At 62.9% G+C, this 14,043-nt stretch carries 11 protein-coding genes; 6 read left to right on the forward strand and 5 right to left on the reverse strand.

The annotated features are described in order from the left end of the window. Window positions 1–34: 34 nt before the first annotated feature. Both ACGYK4_RS08250 and ade read right to left on the reverse strand, forming a co-directional pair. Window positions 35–1,498, reverse strand: coding sequence for an AMP nucleosidase (locus tag ACGYK4_RS08250; protein WP_067262140.1), 1,464 nt, complete (start codon window positions 1,496–1,498; stop codon window positions 35–37). Beyond that, window positions 1,495–3,297 (reverse strand): adenine deaminase, encoded by a 1,803-nt coding sequence (ade, locus tag ACGYK4_RS08255; protein WP_394455968.1) that lies wholly within the window; start codon window positions 3,295–3,297, stop codon window positions 1,495–1,497. The genes ACGYK4_RS08250 and ade overlap by 4 nt, the downstream gene beginning before the upstream one ends. 123 nt (window positions 3,298–3,420) lie before the next feature. Between ade and ACGYK4_RS08260 the strand changes: the two genes are divergently transcribed. After that, complete coding sequence (locus ACGYK4_RS08260) at window positions 3,421–4,665, forward strand: glycosyltransferase family 4 protein (protein ID WP_394455969.1); 1,245 nt, start codon at window positions 3,421–3,423, stop codon at window positions 4,663–4,665. Between the two features lie 2 nt (window positions 4,666–4,667). Here ACGYK4_RS08260 and ACGYK4_RS08265 read toward each other — a convergent pair whose 3' ends face one another. Further along, window positions 4,668–5,786 (reverse strand): polysaccharide biosynthesis/export family protein, encoded by a 1,119-nt coding sequence (locus ACGYK4_RS08265; RefSeq protein ID WP_394455970.1) that lies wholly within the window; start codon window positions 5,784–5,786, stop codon window positions 4,668–4,670. A gap of 141 nt (window positions 5,787–5,927) precedes the next feature. Between ACGYK4_RS08265 and ACGYK4_RS08270 the strand changes: the two genes are divergently transcribed. From ACGYK4_RS08270 to ACGYK4_RS08290, 5 genes are all read left to right on the forward strand, one after another. Beyond that, window positions 5,928–6,821 carry an NAD-dependent epimerase/dehydratase family protein gene (locus ACGYK4_RS08270; protein WP_394430550.1) on the forward strand — a complete coding sequence of 298 codons (894 nt, stop codon included), beginning with the start codon at window positions 5,928–5,930 and terminating at the stop codon, window positions 6,819–6,821. Window positions 6,822–6,831: 10 nt separating this feature from the next. Further along, complete coding sequence (locus tag ACGYK4_RS08275; RefSeq protein WP_394430552.1) at window positions 6,832–7,443, forward strand: sugar transferase; 612 nt, start codon at window positions 6,832–6,834, stop codon at window positions 7,441–7,443. Window positions 7,444–7,685: 242 nt separating this feature from the next. Continuing rightward, window positions 7,686–9,569, forward strand: a complete 1,884-nt coding sequence (locus tag ACGYK4_RS08280; RefSeq protein WP_394455971.1) for a polysaccharide biosynthesis protein — start codon at window positions 7,686–7,688, stop codon at window positions 9,567–9,569. A gap of 143 nt (window positions 9,570–9,712) precedes the next feature. Continuing rightward, the gene (locus ACGYK4_RS08285) at window positions 9,713–10,567 is read left to right on the forward strand and encodes an SDR family oxidoreductase (RefSeq protein ID WP_394430556.1); all 855 of its coding nucleotides are present in this window, start codon (window positions 9,713–9,715) and stop codon (window positions 10,565–10,567) included. A 26-nt stretch (window positions 10,568–10,593) separates the two neighbouring features. Further along, entirely contained in the window at window positions 10,594–11,187 is a 594-nt protein-coding gene (locus ACGYK4_RS08290) for an exopolysaccharide biosynthesis protein (protein WP_394430558.1), read from the forward strand. Here ACGYK4_RS08290 and dxs read toward each other — a convergent pair. Next, window positions 11,184–13,112, reverse strand: a complete 1,929-nt coding sequence (gene dxs / locus ACGYK4_RS08295) for a 1-deoxy-D-xylulose-5-phosphate synthase (protein ID WP_394455972.1) — start codon at window positions 13,110–13,112, stop codon at window positions 11,184–11,186. The genes ACGYK4_RS08290 and dxs overlap by 4 nt on opposite strands. A gap of 41 nt (window positions 13,113–13,153) precedes the next feature. Further along, complete coding sequence (locus tag ACGYK4_RS08300) at window positions 13,154–14,035, reverse strand: polyprenyl synthetase family protein (protein ID WP_394455974.1); 882 nt, start codon at window positions 14,033–14,035, stop codon at window positions 13,154–13,156. Window positions 14,036–14,043 lie beyond the last annotated feature (8 nt).

Raw genomic sequence — 14,043 nt, forward strand, 5'->3', positions numbered from 1 at the left:
CGCGAAAACATGCGATTTTCCGCTGTTTCTAGCCCTATAGGAACGCCGTTTCGTCGAAGGACCGAAGTTTCCGGCTGTGGATCCGCTCCAGCGGCATGCGGCGCAGCAACTCCATGGCGCGGATGCCGATCATCAGATGGCGGGCGACTTGGGTTTTGTAGAAGTCCGAGGCCATGCCGGGCAGTTTCAACTCCCCATGCAGCGGTTTGTCCGACACGCATAGCAACGTGCCATAGGGCACCCGGAAGCGATAGCCATTGGCGGCGATGGTGGCGCTTTCCATATCCAGCGCCACGGCGCGGGACTGGCTCAGCCGTTGCACCGGGCCGGACTGGTCGCGCAGTTCCCAATTGCGGTTGTCGATGGTGGCGACGGTGCCGGTGCGCATGATGCGTTTCAGCTCATAGCCCTCTAGCTGGGTGACCTGCGCCACCGATTGCTCCAGCGCGATCTGGATCTCGGCCAGCGCCGGGATCGGCACCCAGACCGGCAGGTCGTCGTCGAGAACGTGATCCTCACGCAGGTAGCCATGCGCCAGCACGAAATCGCCAAGGGCCTGCGTGTTGCGCAGACCGGCGCAGTGGCCGACCATCAGCCAGGCATGCGGGCGCAGTACGGCGATATGGTCGGTTGCGGTCTTGGCGTTGGAAGGCCCGACACCGATGTTGACCAGCGTGATGCCAGACCCATCCGCCCGCTTGAGGTGATAGGTCGGCATCTGCGGCGTCTTCAGCGTTTCGGCCAAGGGCGCATCGGGATCGGTGATCTCGGCATTGCCGGTCGAGACGAAGGCGGTATAGCCGCTTTCCGGGTCGCGCAGCATCTCGCGGGCGTATTGCTCGAACTCCGTCACATAGAACTGGTAGTTGGTGAACAGCACATGGGTCTGGAAATGCTCAGGATCCGTGGCCGTGTAATGCGCCAGCCGTGCGAGGGAGTAATCGACCCGCTGCGCGGTGAAGGGCGCAAGCGGGCGCACGTCATCCTCGGGCACATAGGTGCCGTTAACGATATCGTCATTGGTCGTCGACAGATCCGGCACGTCAAAGACATCGCGCAGGGTGAAGTCCGCCGCCCCCTCCTGCGGCACGTTCAGCGCGTTGTCGCCGGACATGGCGAAATGCACCGGGATCGGCGTGGTCGAAGGGCCGACAATCACCGGCTGGTCGTGGTTTTCGATCAACAGGCCGATTTGCTGGATCAGGTAGTTCCGAAACAGATCGGGCCGGGTGATCGTCGCCGCAAAGGTTCCGGGAGAGGAGACATGCCCGAAAGACAGCCGCGTATCCACATGCGCATAGGAGGAGGTGCGAAACCGCAGCTCAGGGTAAAAGGCGCGGACGCGGGCATCGGGGGCCGAGCTCTCCATCGCCTTGGCAAAAGACTCCCGCAGGAAGGTGGTGGCTTGCTGATAGAGTTCGGTCAGACGGTCCACGGCAGCGGTCGCATCGCGGAAGCTTTCCGGGTTCGGGGTGTCCGGGGTCAGGATCGTTGTCATGTTTGCGGCTCTAACAAAGGTATGATTTCAAAGTTCTGCACATCGACCAGCCCAAGGTCCGAGATCCGCAGTTCGGGGATCACCACAAGGGCCAAGAGCGAATGCTGCATATAGGCGTTGTTCAGCTTGCAGCCACAGTCGATCATCGCCTGAACAAGGGCTTCGGCATCGGCGGCGACCTCAGCGGCGGGACGGTCGGACATCAGCCCGGCGATCGGCAGGGCCACCAGCGCCAGTTCCTCGCCTTCGCGGAAGATGGTGATGCCACCGCCCACTTCGCGCAGACGGTTGGCGGCGCGGGCCATCTCCTCGGCATCGGTGCCGACGACAATCATGTGGTGGCTGTCATGCGCCACGGTTGAGGCCATGGCCATGCGCCCTTCATAGCCGAAGCCAGAGACGAAAGCGTTGGTCACCGTACCCGTCGCGCGGTGGCGTTCCACCAACGCGATCTGGCAGACCTCGCCCGTGCCCTGCACGCGGCCCTCGGTCACCGGCAGTTCGAACTTCAGCGCGCGTGTGGGCGCTTGGTTTTCGACCACACCGATGACATTGGCGGTGACGGCATTGGCGCCTTCGGGGGCGGGGATGTCGAAGTCCGCCGCCGCGAGGTCACGCGCCATGTTCACCGTGTTGCGCGCGGTGTCTGGCCAATCGAAATGCGGGCAGTCGACAAGGCATTTGCCGTCTTCGGCCACCACTTCGCCGCGCGCGATCACTGTCTCGACCGGGAAACTCGCAAGGTCCGAGGTCAGGATCACATCCGCCCGACGGCCCGGCGTCAGCGAGCCGATTTCGCGCTCCAGCCCGAAATGCGTCGCGGTGTTGATCGTCGCCATTTGCAAAGCAATCAACGGATCGCAGCCACAGTCGATGGCATGGCGCAGAACGCGGTTCATATGCCCTTCGTTGGTGATCGTGCCCGAGTGGCTGTCATCGGTGCAAAGGATCATATTGCGCGGATCGAGGCCTTTTTCGGTGATCGCGGTGATCTGCGTCTTCACGTCGTACCAGGCCGACCCCAGCCGGATCATCGACCGCATCCCCTGCCGCATCCGCGCCACGGCGTCGGCCTCGCAGGTGCCCTCGTGATCGTCCGCCGGACCGCCCGCCACATAGGCGGCAAAGGCGGGGCCAATGTCGGGGGAGGCGTAATGCCCGCCCACGGTCTTGCCCGCCCGTTGCGTCGCTGCGATCTCGGCCAGCATCTGCGGGTCGGCATTGCTGACGCCGGGGAAGTTCATCATCTCCCCCAGACCGACAATGCCGGGCCATGTCATCGCCTCGGCCACATCCTCGGCGGTGATCTCAAAACCCGTGGTCTCCAGCCCCGGGGCGGAGGGCGCGCAGGAGGGCATCTGCGTGAAGATGTTGATGGGCTGCATCAGCGCCTCATCATGCATCATGCGCACGCCGTCGAGGCCCAGCACATTGGCGATCTCATGCGGGTCGGTGAAGGCCGAGGTCGTGCCATGCGGGATCACCGCGCGGGCGAACTCGGCGGGGGTGAGCATCGTGCTCTCGATATGCATATGTCCGTCGCAAAGGCCGGGCGCCATGTGGCGACCTTTGGCCTCAATGATACGCGTGCTCTCGCCCCGGCAATGGCTGGCGTCGGGACCGACAAAGGCGATGCGCCCGGCGGCGATGGCGATGTCATGGTCGGGCAGGCATTCGCGGGTGTGCACATTGACCCAAATGCCGCCGGTGATGATCGTATCGGCCGCGCGCCGTCCGGCGGCGACCTCGACCAATTGCGCGGCCACATCGGGCCAAGAGGGGAACGTTTTATCTGTCATGTCCAAAGGTGACATAGGGCCGGGGGAGGTTCAAGCGATCACGCCATCGGAAAGGGCGCGCGATGTTGCCAGAGCGCGCCGCTTGCGGCTAACTGGCGCGCAAGGCTTTTACGGAACGATTATATGAATTTTCTCTTTGTGCACCAGAACATGCCCGGCCAATACCGGGAATTGATACAATGGCTGGCGCAGGCGGGCGGGCATCGCATTTATTTTCTGACCCAACGTCAAAATGCGCCGCAGCTGCCGGGGGTCGAAACCCGTGTCTACCGCCCCCATCACCGACCCGACGAGAAGGCCTATGGTCTCTCGCGCATTTGGGAGGAAGCCTCAGGCAATGGGTTCGGCGCCGTCAACGCCGCCCAGCAGATCGAAACGCGAGAGGGGTTTCGCCCCGACATCATCATCGGTCACGTCGGTTGGGGGGAGTTGAGTTTCTTCAAACAGCTTTGGCCGGATGTGCCGATCATCGGTTATTTCGAGTATTACTATAACATGACCGGCGGCATGGTGGGCTTTGACCCTGCCGAGAAAATCTCGGCCCATGCGCCCTACCTCAACCATGCCCGCAACATCGTACCGCTGGCCAATATCGAAACCGTCGATCTGGGCCATTGCCCGACCTATTGGCAACGCGACCGTTTCCCCGAGAGCTTTCACCGCAAGCTCTATGTCTGTCACGACGGTATCCGCACCGATCAGCTTTTGCCCGACCCGGATGTGAGCCTGCGTCTGGGGCGTTTGGCGCGGCCCGTGTCGCGCGAGGATGAGATCATCACCTATGTCGCGCGCAATCTGGAAAAGACCCGCGGTTTTCACACGATGATGCGCGCGCTGCCGCGTATCTTGGCCGAGCGGCCCCATGCGCGGGTGGTGATCGTCGGCGGCAATGAGGTCTCCTACGGCAAACAGAGCGATCACCCCGGCGGTCTGCGCGGAGAGATGGCGGCAGAGTTGCAGGATCGGGTCGATTGGGACCGCGTGCATTTCGTGGGCAAAGTGCCCTATCCCGACTTCAAGAAGCTGGTGCAGATCAGCCGCTGTCACATCTATCTGACGATGCCCTTCGTGCTGTCTTGGTCCCTGCTCGAGGCCATGTCGATGCAGGCCACGATCGTCGCCTCGGATGTGGCCCCGGTGCGCGAGGCCGTGACCCATGGTGAAACCGGCCTGCTGGTGGATTTCTTCGACCCCGATGCGCTGGCAGCGCAGGTGGTAGAGGTGCTCGCCCGTCCGCAGGATCACGCCCATCTCGGCCCGGCGGCGCGGGCTCATGTGGTTGAGAATTACGATTTCCTAACCCGCTGCTTGCCCGAACACCTCGCGCAGATCAATGCATTGGTGCCCGAGGGCAAGCGGATAGGCTAGGGTCAGTTGCTGAGGTTTCCGGCGGTATTCACCAGTCCGAAGACCGATCCGACAAGACCCAGAATGGTGCGGGTGTCCGACAGCGGGCTTTCCGTCGCGAGCACCAGATCGCCGGATTGAATGTGAAAATTCCGCGCCGAGAACAGCCCGTCGGATGTGGTCAGGTCCAGCGTGAACACCACCCGCGTGCGGCGCGGGCCGCGCACGCCCGCACTCACCGCGCTGGCGGGGTATTCGCGCAGGATCAAGATGCCTTCGGGATCGGCGCGGGATTCGTTCACCCCGCCGATGATTGCCAATGCGTCCAGCGCCGAGACTTCGTCGCGGTTGAAGGGAAACTGTGCTTCCCGCCCGGCGGCACCTAGCGACAGGAAGTAGCGGCGGTCATCTTCGATGATCAGCTTGTCGCCTCCGATCAGCCGGGTATCAAGGCTTGGGTTCTCATAAAGTCGGTCAATCGAGGTGGTATAGATATTGGCGCCGCGCAGCAGTTTGACCTGCGGGTTTTCGATACTGGAGAGCACGCCGCCGCCAGCCGAGATTGCAGCGAGAACGGTAAAGTTGTTGTCCGGCATCAGGATGTTGCCGGGCTTGTTGACCCCGCCCACGAGGTCCACCGAATTGCCGCGTCCTTCGGTCATCGCCAGTTGCACCTGTGCGGAGGGCACGATCCCCTCAAGCTGCCGTTGAAGCAATTGACGGGCCGAATCTGGCGTGCGGCCAGAGACTTTGATCTTGCCGATATAGGGCATGAAGATGGTCCCGCTTTCCGAGACGCGAATGCCGGGCAGGGTGGCGACTTGTTGAGCCGGGGAGGTCAGCAAGGAGTTATCGCCGCTGTCCCAGATCAAAAGGTCCAGCCGATCACCGGGGCGGATGACTTGGGCATTTGACCCCCGGCTGGCGCCGATCCAACTATGGCGCTTACTATCGGTTCGGGGCCAATGGGCAACATGGGGCAGAAAGGCATGGGTTACCGGATAGACAGCGATATCCGCATCTGGAGTCTCCGCCGCCCGTGTCACCTCTTTCTGAATGGCGGCACCGCGCGGAAGGTTTGCGCAGGCCGCGAGAGAAGATGCCAGCAGGATCGAGAGGAACAGCTTGCTGAGGTGCTTCATAAGATGCGCATCGCTTCCGAATGTTTTGCCGGCAAACCGGGGTATTTGATCAATGTCTAATGTAAAATAACGGGTCTCGCAGAATGCTGCCTGCGCGGCCTATGATTACAATTCTAATTCGGCAGGATAATGGCTGAACCTATGGCGTCAATGATTTCAATGGGCAATGCGGCTTCGGGCAGGGGGTTGGCAATCGACGGAGTCCTCTTACTTGGTGCGACGGGCCGATTGGGCGGCATGCTGCGCCGTCATTGGCCAGAGCCGCAGGGTCTGCGCAGCCAGTCGCGGGCACCGCGCCCCGGTTTTTATGATTTCGATTTGCCAGATGCAGAAGAGAGCCCAAGCGACGCGGCCCTCGCAGCCGCGCGTGGGGCAAGAGCGATCATCTCTTTGGCGGGTGTGACACCGGCCCGCGCGGGTGCTTGTGATGCCGCTTTGGAAGACAATGCGACCCTCGCCTTAGCTGCGTTGAAACTGGCAGAGACGGCGGGGGTCCCGCGGCTTCTCGTCGCCTCATCGGCGGCGGTCTACGGTGCAGAGGACGGCCCGCTGCAAGAGGAACTGTCCTGCGCTCCGCTGTCGGATTACGGTAGGCAGAAGCTTGCGATGGAAAAGGCGGTGCAAGAGGCGAGCGGCGAGACCGCAGTCACTGCGCTACGGATCGGCAACGTAGCGGGGGCGGATGCGATCCTCGGGGGCTGGCGGCCGGGTATGCAGATTGATCGCTTCACCAATGGTCGCACGCCAAGCCGCAGTTACATCGGGCCGGTGACCTTGGCGCGGGTGCTGCACGCGCTCTGCCGAGCAGACAAACTGCCGCCCATTCTGAACATCGCGGCCCCCGGCGCGGTGGAAATGGGGGCGTTGCTGGATGCGGCGGGGCTGGCGTGGGAGGCCAAACCCGCCCCTCCCGCCGCCATTCCCGAGGTGCGGCTGGATACGAATGCACTTGAACGCCACGTCGATTTCACGCCAGAAACTCAAACGCCCGCCGGTTTGGTGCATGAATGGCAGCAGGATATGAACAAACGATGAAGACCCATCAATGACTTTGCGCAAGCGCATTTTCGATCTGTTCTTCGCCAGCCTTCTCGTTGTCATCTTGGGGCCGATCCTGCTGGGCTTGCTGGTCTGGCTGCTGGTCAAAGAGGGGCGGCCACTTTTCCATGTGGCCGAGCGGATGAAAACGCCGGAAGAGAGTTTCAAGCTCTGGAAACTGCGCACGATGACGGTGGCCGAAGAGGATCAGGGCGTGTCGGGCGGCAACAAGGCCGCGCGGATCACGCCCACGGGCGCATGGCTCAGGGCGCGGCGCTTGGATGAGTTTCCTCAGCTGTGGAACATCCTGCGCGGTGATCTGAGCTTTGTCGGCCCCCGCCCGCCGCTGCGCGAATATGTTGAGCGTTTCCCCGAGGTCTATGCCGACGTCCTGAAATCCCGGCCCGGGGTGACCGGTCTGGCCACGATCCGCTTTCACAAACATGAAGAACGGCTGCTGTCACGCTGCGAGACCGCGGCAGAGACCGATCGTGTCTATTGTCGCACCTGCGTCCCGCGCAAGGCGCAGCTTGATCTGATCTATCAGCGCCATCAAAGCATCTGTTTTGACTTTGCCCTGATGTTGCAAACCGTCCAGAACTTCTTCAGCCGTGGTTAACGTTTTCAGTCATCGGGCGAGACGCCGCTGAGCAAATGTGTTAAGAATTGGTTTTGTTAACCAAAGCGTGGCATTGTTTGCCGCATATTTAAGCAATTGTAGATTCGGATGGCGATGTATTATGCGCGTTTGGCCGTTTTCCCCCTTAGTGTGGTGCATCGGCGCCAAGGACAGAAGATGGTAGTGCGCAGGTGGGGAACGCAGTGCATTCTCGAATACAGCCGTAAACAGGGGAGCGGCGCATGCTGAGCATTATCAAGTCGCTGACCAAGCGGCAAAAGCGCGTAATCATGCTGACGCTCGATTCCTGTCTGATCCTGCTGGCTGCCATCCTCGCGCTGGCGGTGCGCGGATTGCCTGAACCCTTCCTCGATGCCTTTTTCAGCTACGCCCTCACGCTACCTCTCACCCTGATCGTCGGTATCATCGTTTCGATCCGCTTGGGGGTCTGCACCACGCAACTCAATGCCTATGAAACCGCAGCGGTCGGAAGCACCGCGATACTCGGGACCACCCTTGCGGCCGTATCTCTGCTGGGCGCGTCCCTTCTGGGGCTGGATTTCCCAATCGGCGTACATGTGATGTTCGGGGCGATCTTTTTCTCGCTGGTGGTGCTGTCGCGGGTCATCTTGTTGCATATCGTGTTGCAAATCTACCGGACGGGCGACGCGCGGTGCCGCGTTTTGATCTACGGCGCAGGCACCACGGGGACGCAACTGGTTTCGGCCCTGCGCGGCCATGAAACGATCGAACCGATTGCTTTTGTTGATGACAATATCGCGCTTCAGGGGCTCAACGTCTCGAAGCTGCCGGTCTATTCCCCACGGGGCATCGCTGAACTTACCGTCGAAAAGCAGATCGATCGCGTGTTGCTTGCCGTGCCTTCGCTCAGCACCCCCAAACAGGCCCAGATCGCTCGGCGGTTGGAAAAGTTGGGTCTTGAGGTGCAGACCCTCCCCTCCTTCGCGCAGCTGATCGGCGAAGAGGCTTTGGTCGACAAGCTCTCCCCCGTCTCTCCGAGCCGCTTTTTGAACCGGGATGAGGTCACCCCTATGATCAACGAAGGGGGCGAGAGCTATGCGGGTAAAGTGGTTTTCGTCTCGGGTGCAGGGGGCTCCATCGGGTCGGAACTGTGCCGCCAAGTGTTGCTTTGTCGGCCCACCAAACTGGTGCTTTTCGAGTTGAGCGAACTGGCCCTCTATAACGCCGACATGGAGATCCGCCAGTTGGCCGAGGGCAGCGATATCGAAATCGTCTCGGTCTTGGGGACGGTGACGGATACCCGGCAGCTGCGCAAAGTGCTGTCGCAACACGGGGTGAATGTGGTTCTTCATGCCGCGGCCTATAAACATGTGCCCTTGGTCGAGGCGAACCCGCTGTCGGGGCTGGTGAACAATGTCATCGGCACCCATGCTTTGGCCGAACAGGCTGCCCGGGCGGGGGTGGAGCGTTTCATCCTCGTATCCACCGACAAGGCCGTGCGCCCGACCAATATCATGGGCGGGTCCAAGCGCCTTGCCGAACTCGTCATTCAGGATATGGCGCGCAAATATGGCGGCCCGGGCGGTGTCATCTTCTCCATGGTCCGCTTTGGCAATGTTCTGGGGTCCTCCGGGTCGGTCGTGCCACTGTTCCAAGAGCAGGTCAGCCGCGGTGGCCCGTTGACGGTGACAGACCGGGGTGTGGCGCGTTACTTTATGACGGTCGAAGAGGCTGTGCGCTTGGTCCTACAGGCCGGATCGCTGGCCCAGGGAGGCGAGGTCTTTGTTCTGGACATGGGCAAACCCGTGCCGATCCTCAAACTGGCCCGGCAGGTGATCGAGACCGCCGGATACACCGTGCGGGACGAAGACAACCCCGATGGCGATATCGAGATTGAGATCACCGGTCTGCGCCCCGGCGAAAAGATGACCGAAGAGCTCACGTTGAGCGGTCTGCTGATCAATACGGCCCATCCCAAAATCTATTCCGCGCGGGAAAACGGGCTGCACGAACTCGAAATCGCCTCGGCCCTGCGAGACCTGCGTGAGGCGCTGGTGGCGAATGACGAAGCGCTGGCGCGTCAAGTGGTCTACCGTTGGGTTGAGGGGTTCGCCCCGCCTGAGGCGTTGCGAAGGTCCTCATAGCGAAGTGCATGGTAGTCTCGCTACCAGCGGAGCGCCGGGGTTAATCGCGCAGGTTCTAATGATCGCAGCGGCTCGACCTTTTGAAAGAGTAAATCCACCGCTTGCCGCTTGTGGTTGCGGCCCAAGCGGGCCACTTTGGCGGTATGGATAAAACGCTTCTTTCCCTCGGCCATGGCTATAGCGCGCGGGCCTTGGCGGCCCGGTTGCTCCCGCAAGGCTGGCGCATCATCGGCACGACCCGCAGCCGCGAAAAACTGGATGAGATTGCCGCGACGGGGGTGGAGCCGATGCTTTGGCCCGGCAGCGATCTGTCTTCGCATTTGCAAGAGGTGCCCAACCTATTGGTCTCTGCCGGGCCGGGGCCGGAAGGGGATCCGGTTCTGCTGGATCTGCAGGATGAAATCACCGCAGCGGCCCCCCATTTGCGGTGGGTCGGCTATCTGTCGACCACCGGCGTCTACGGCGACCATGGGGGCGATTGGGTGGATGAGACGACACCGCTCACCCCCTCCACCCGGCGTGGCGCGGCGCGGGTGCAGGCCGAGGCGGCATGGGGCGCGATCCCCGGCCTGCCGCTGCATATCTTCCGGCTCGCGGGCATTTACGGCCCCGGGCGCGGACCATTCGCCAAGGTGCGCAAAGGCACGGCGCGGCGCATCATCAAGCCCGGGCAGGTCTTCTCGCGTATTCATGTGGAGGATATCGCCCAAGCCTTGGACCTGTCGCTGGCCAAGCCGCAGCCGGGGGCGATCTATAACCTTTGTGACGATGATCCGGCCCCGCCGCAGGATGTGATCGGCCATGCCGCCGCGCTTTTGGGCCTGCCCTTGCCCCCGGCGGTGGACTTCGACAAGGCCGAGATGACCGCCATGGCCCGCAGCTTTTACGCGGAGAGCAAGAAGGTCCGGAACGATCACGCCAAGGCGGCGTTGGGCTGGCAACCGATCTATCCCGATTACCGCTCTGGTCTGGCCGCGCTGCTGGAGGCGGAAGACTGAATCCGAGGCACCGCCAGAGGCTCTGAATGCGTCAAGACGAACACACGTTGGCCCATTTGCTGGATAGCATGGAGCGCGCGGCAGAGAAGGAAGCGGTGTCGATCAACGACGTGCTGCATGAGATCGGGGACCGTTCGATCACCCCCCTGATCCTGATCGTCGCCTTGCTGCTGGTCTCGCCCCTGTCGGGCATTCCCGGCGTCTCGACCCTCGCGGCGGTGACGATCATCTTGCTGGCCGTGCAGGCCGTGACCGGACGGCGCAGGCTTTGGATGCCACAGTTCTTGTTGCGGCGTGAGGTGGCAGGGCATCGGTTGAGCGGCTGCGTAAGGTTTCTGCGTCGGCCCTGCGCCTTTGTCGACGGACGTTGCAAGCCGCGCCTTCAGTTCCTCACAACCGGGCCGATGCGTTTCATCACACTTGTCGTGGTCACGATCATCCCGCTCGGCTGGCCCTTCATGGAGGTGCTGCCGATGATGTCGTCGCTCGGGGCGGGCACCGTGGCGTTGTTGGCTTTCGGGCTATTCACCCGCGACGGGCTCTTCGTGCTTTTGGGCTATCTCTGCGTGGCGATTACGTTGGTCGCGGGCGGCCTGCTGGTGCTGACCGCCGCAAGTTAGGCGCGCTGCGCGTCCAAGTCGCCAATGCCCAACACCTCAAGCACCCTGGCGGTGATCTGTTCGGCGTTCATCCCCGCCACGGCATACATATCCGCCGGGCTGGCCTGATCGATGAAGGTATCGGGCAGCACCATGGAGCGGAACTTGAGCCCCTTGTCGAACACCGCCTCATCCGCCAGCAATTGCGCGACATGGCTGCCGAAGCCGCCGACTGCGCCCTCTTCGATGGTGATCAGGGCTTCGTGGTCTGCGGCCAGTTTCAGGATCATGTTGCGGTCGAGTGGTTTGGCGAAACGCGCATCGGCGATGGTGGGGGTGATGCCCTTGGCGCTGAGCGCTTCGGAGGCCTTTTCGACCTCCTCCAACCGCGTGCCAAAGGACAAAAGCGCGACTTTGCTGCCTTCGCGGATCATCCGGCCCTTGCCGATTTCCAACGGCGTGCCGCGCTCCGGCATCTCGACCCCGCGCCCTTCGCCGCGCGGATAGCGGAAGGCGATGGGGCCGTCGTCATGGGCGGCTGCGGTGGCGACCATATGGCGCAACTCGGCCTCATCGGCGGCGGCCATGACCACGAAACCCGGCAGGTTGGCGAGGAAGGCCACGTCGAAGGCGCCCGCATGGGTCGGCCCGTCGGCGCCCACGAGCCCCGCGCGGTCGATGGCGAAACGCACCGGCAGGCGCTGGATTGCGACATCATGCACGACTTGGTCGTAGCCGCGTTGCAAAAAGGTGGAATACATCGCGCAGAAAGGTTTCATCCCCGCCGCGGCGAGGCCCGCGCAGAAGGTCACGCCATGCTGCTCGGCGATGCCCACGTCGAAGCAGCGGCTGGGATAGCGTTCGGCAAAAAGGTCGAGGCCGGTGCCATCGGGCATGGCGGCGGTCACGGCGCAGATCTTGTCATCCTCGGCGGCCTCGGCCAGCAGGCTGTCGGCGAAAACGCGGGTGTAGCTCGGCGCGTTGGAGGGGGCTTTCTTTTGCTCGCCCGTCACCACGTTGAACTTGGCCGTGGCATGGCCGCGATCCCGCGCGGCTTCGGCGGGGCCATAGCCCTTGCCCTTCTGCGTCTGGATGTGGACCAGGATCGGCCCGATCGCGCGTTGATGGACGGTGCGCAGCACCGGCAGCAACTGGTCCATGTCATGCCCGTTGATCGGCCCGAGGTAGGAAAACCCGAGGTTCTCGAAGAGCGTGCCGCCCACGGCCATGCCTTTGAGCATATCCTTGGCCCGTTTGGCCCCCTCGCGGAAGGGCTCGGGCAGCAGGCTCACCGCGCCTTTGGCGGCGGCTTTGAAGTCCTGAAACGGCGCTTCGGCGTAGAGGCGGCTCAGGTAGCTCGACATCGCGCCGACGGGCGGGGCGATGGACATCTCGTTGTCGTTGAGGATGACGATCAGGCGTTTCTTTAGGTCGCCCGCGTTGTTGAGCGCCTCATAGGCCATGCCCGCGCTCATCGCGCCATCGCCGATCACGGCAATCGCGTCGCCCAGCCCTTCGGGGATCACGCCGCCCAGATCGCGGCCCACCGCAAAGCCGAGCGCGGCTGAGATCGATGTCGAGCTATGCGCCGCGCCAAAGGGGTCGTAGGGGGATTCGCTGCGTTTGGTGAAGCCCGACAGCCCGTCCTTCATGCGCAGGCTGCGGATACGGTCGCGGCGTTCGGTGAGGATCTTGTGGGGGTAGCATTGGTGACTCACGTCCCAGATGATCTTGTCGCGCGGGGTGTCGAAGACCGCATGCAAAGCGACGGTCAGTTCGACCACGCCAAGCCCCGCGCCCAGATGTCCGCCGGTTTCCGACACGGCCGAGATCGTCTCGGCCCGCAATTCGCGCGCGACTTGGGTCAGTTCGGCATCGGACAGGTGTTTCAGGTCCGCAGGGCGGGTGACCTGATCAAGCAGGGGTGTGGCGGGTTTGTCACTCATCGGGGCCTCTCTGGTGCCGCATTGGCGCATGTGCCGCCCGGCTAGCTGTCGCGGGCAATAACGAAGGCGGCAGCGGCTCGCAAGCTCTGCGCCTCTGGTCCATATTCAGATAGGGCGTCGCAGGCCATGTCCACCAATTCGGCGGCGCGGGTCTTGGCTCCGGCCAGCCCGAGGTGGGACACGAAAGTGGCCTTGCCCGCCGCGTCGTCCTTGCCGACCGCCTTGCCGACCGTTTCGGCGTCGCCTTCGACATCAAGGATGTCATCCGCGATCTGAAAGGCGAGGCCGAGGTGTTTGGCGTAAGTCCCAAGGGCGGTGGCATCAGCACCGGCCATCCGTGGCCCGGCCATGGCGGACCATTCGATCAAGGCACCGGTCTTGCCTGCCTGAAGCGCCGTGATCTCGGCCAGCGACAGCGGCGCGGGGGCGGTTTCGGCGGCAATGTCCAACGCCTGTCCGCCGACCATGCCACCGACGCCTGCCGCTTGGGCGAGGCTGGTCATCAAGGTCAGACGCGCCTCTGCAGGGCAGGGCGCTTGGCCAAGGAGTTCAAAGGCCAGCGTTTGCAGCGCGTCACCGGCCAGAACGGCAGTGGCCTCATCCCATTTGCGGTGCACTGTGGGCTGGCCCCGGCGCAGATCGTCGTCATCCATGCAGGGCAGGTCGTCATGCACCAGCGAATAGGCATGTAGCGCCTCGATGGCTGCCGCTGCCGGGGCGGCCATGCCGGGGGCGATGCCATGCAACCGGGCGGATTCGATCACCAGAAAGCCGCGCAGCCCTTTGCCGCCGCCGCAGGCATAGCGCATCGCCTCGGCCACGGGGCCGTCATGCGCGCCGAGTGCGGCGTCGATCTGCGCTTGCGCCAGATCGCGGGCATGGGCGAGCGCCTCTGCCAAGGGACGGGGGGTGGTCTCTTGCATGTGGGCGG

The organism is Sulfitobacter sp. 1A13368, from assembly GCF_043557275.1.
Taxonomy (GTDB): domain Bacteria; phylum Pseudomonadota; class Alphaproteobacteria; order Rhodobacterales; family Rhodobacteraceae; genus Sulfitobacter; species Sulfitobacter faviae.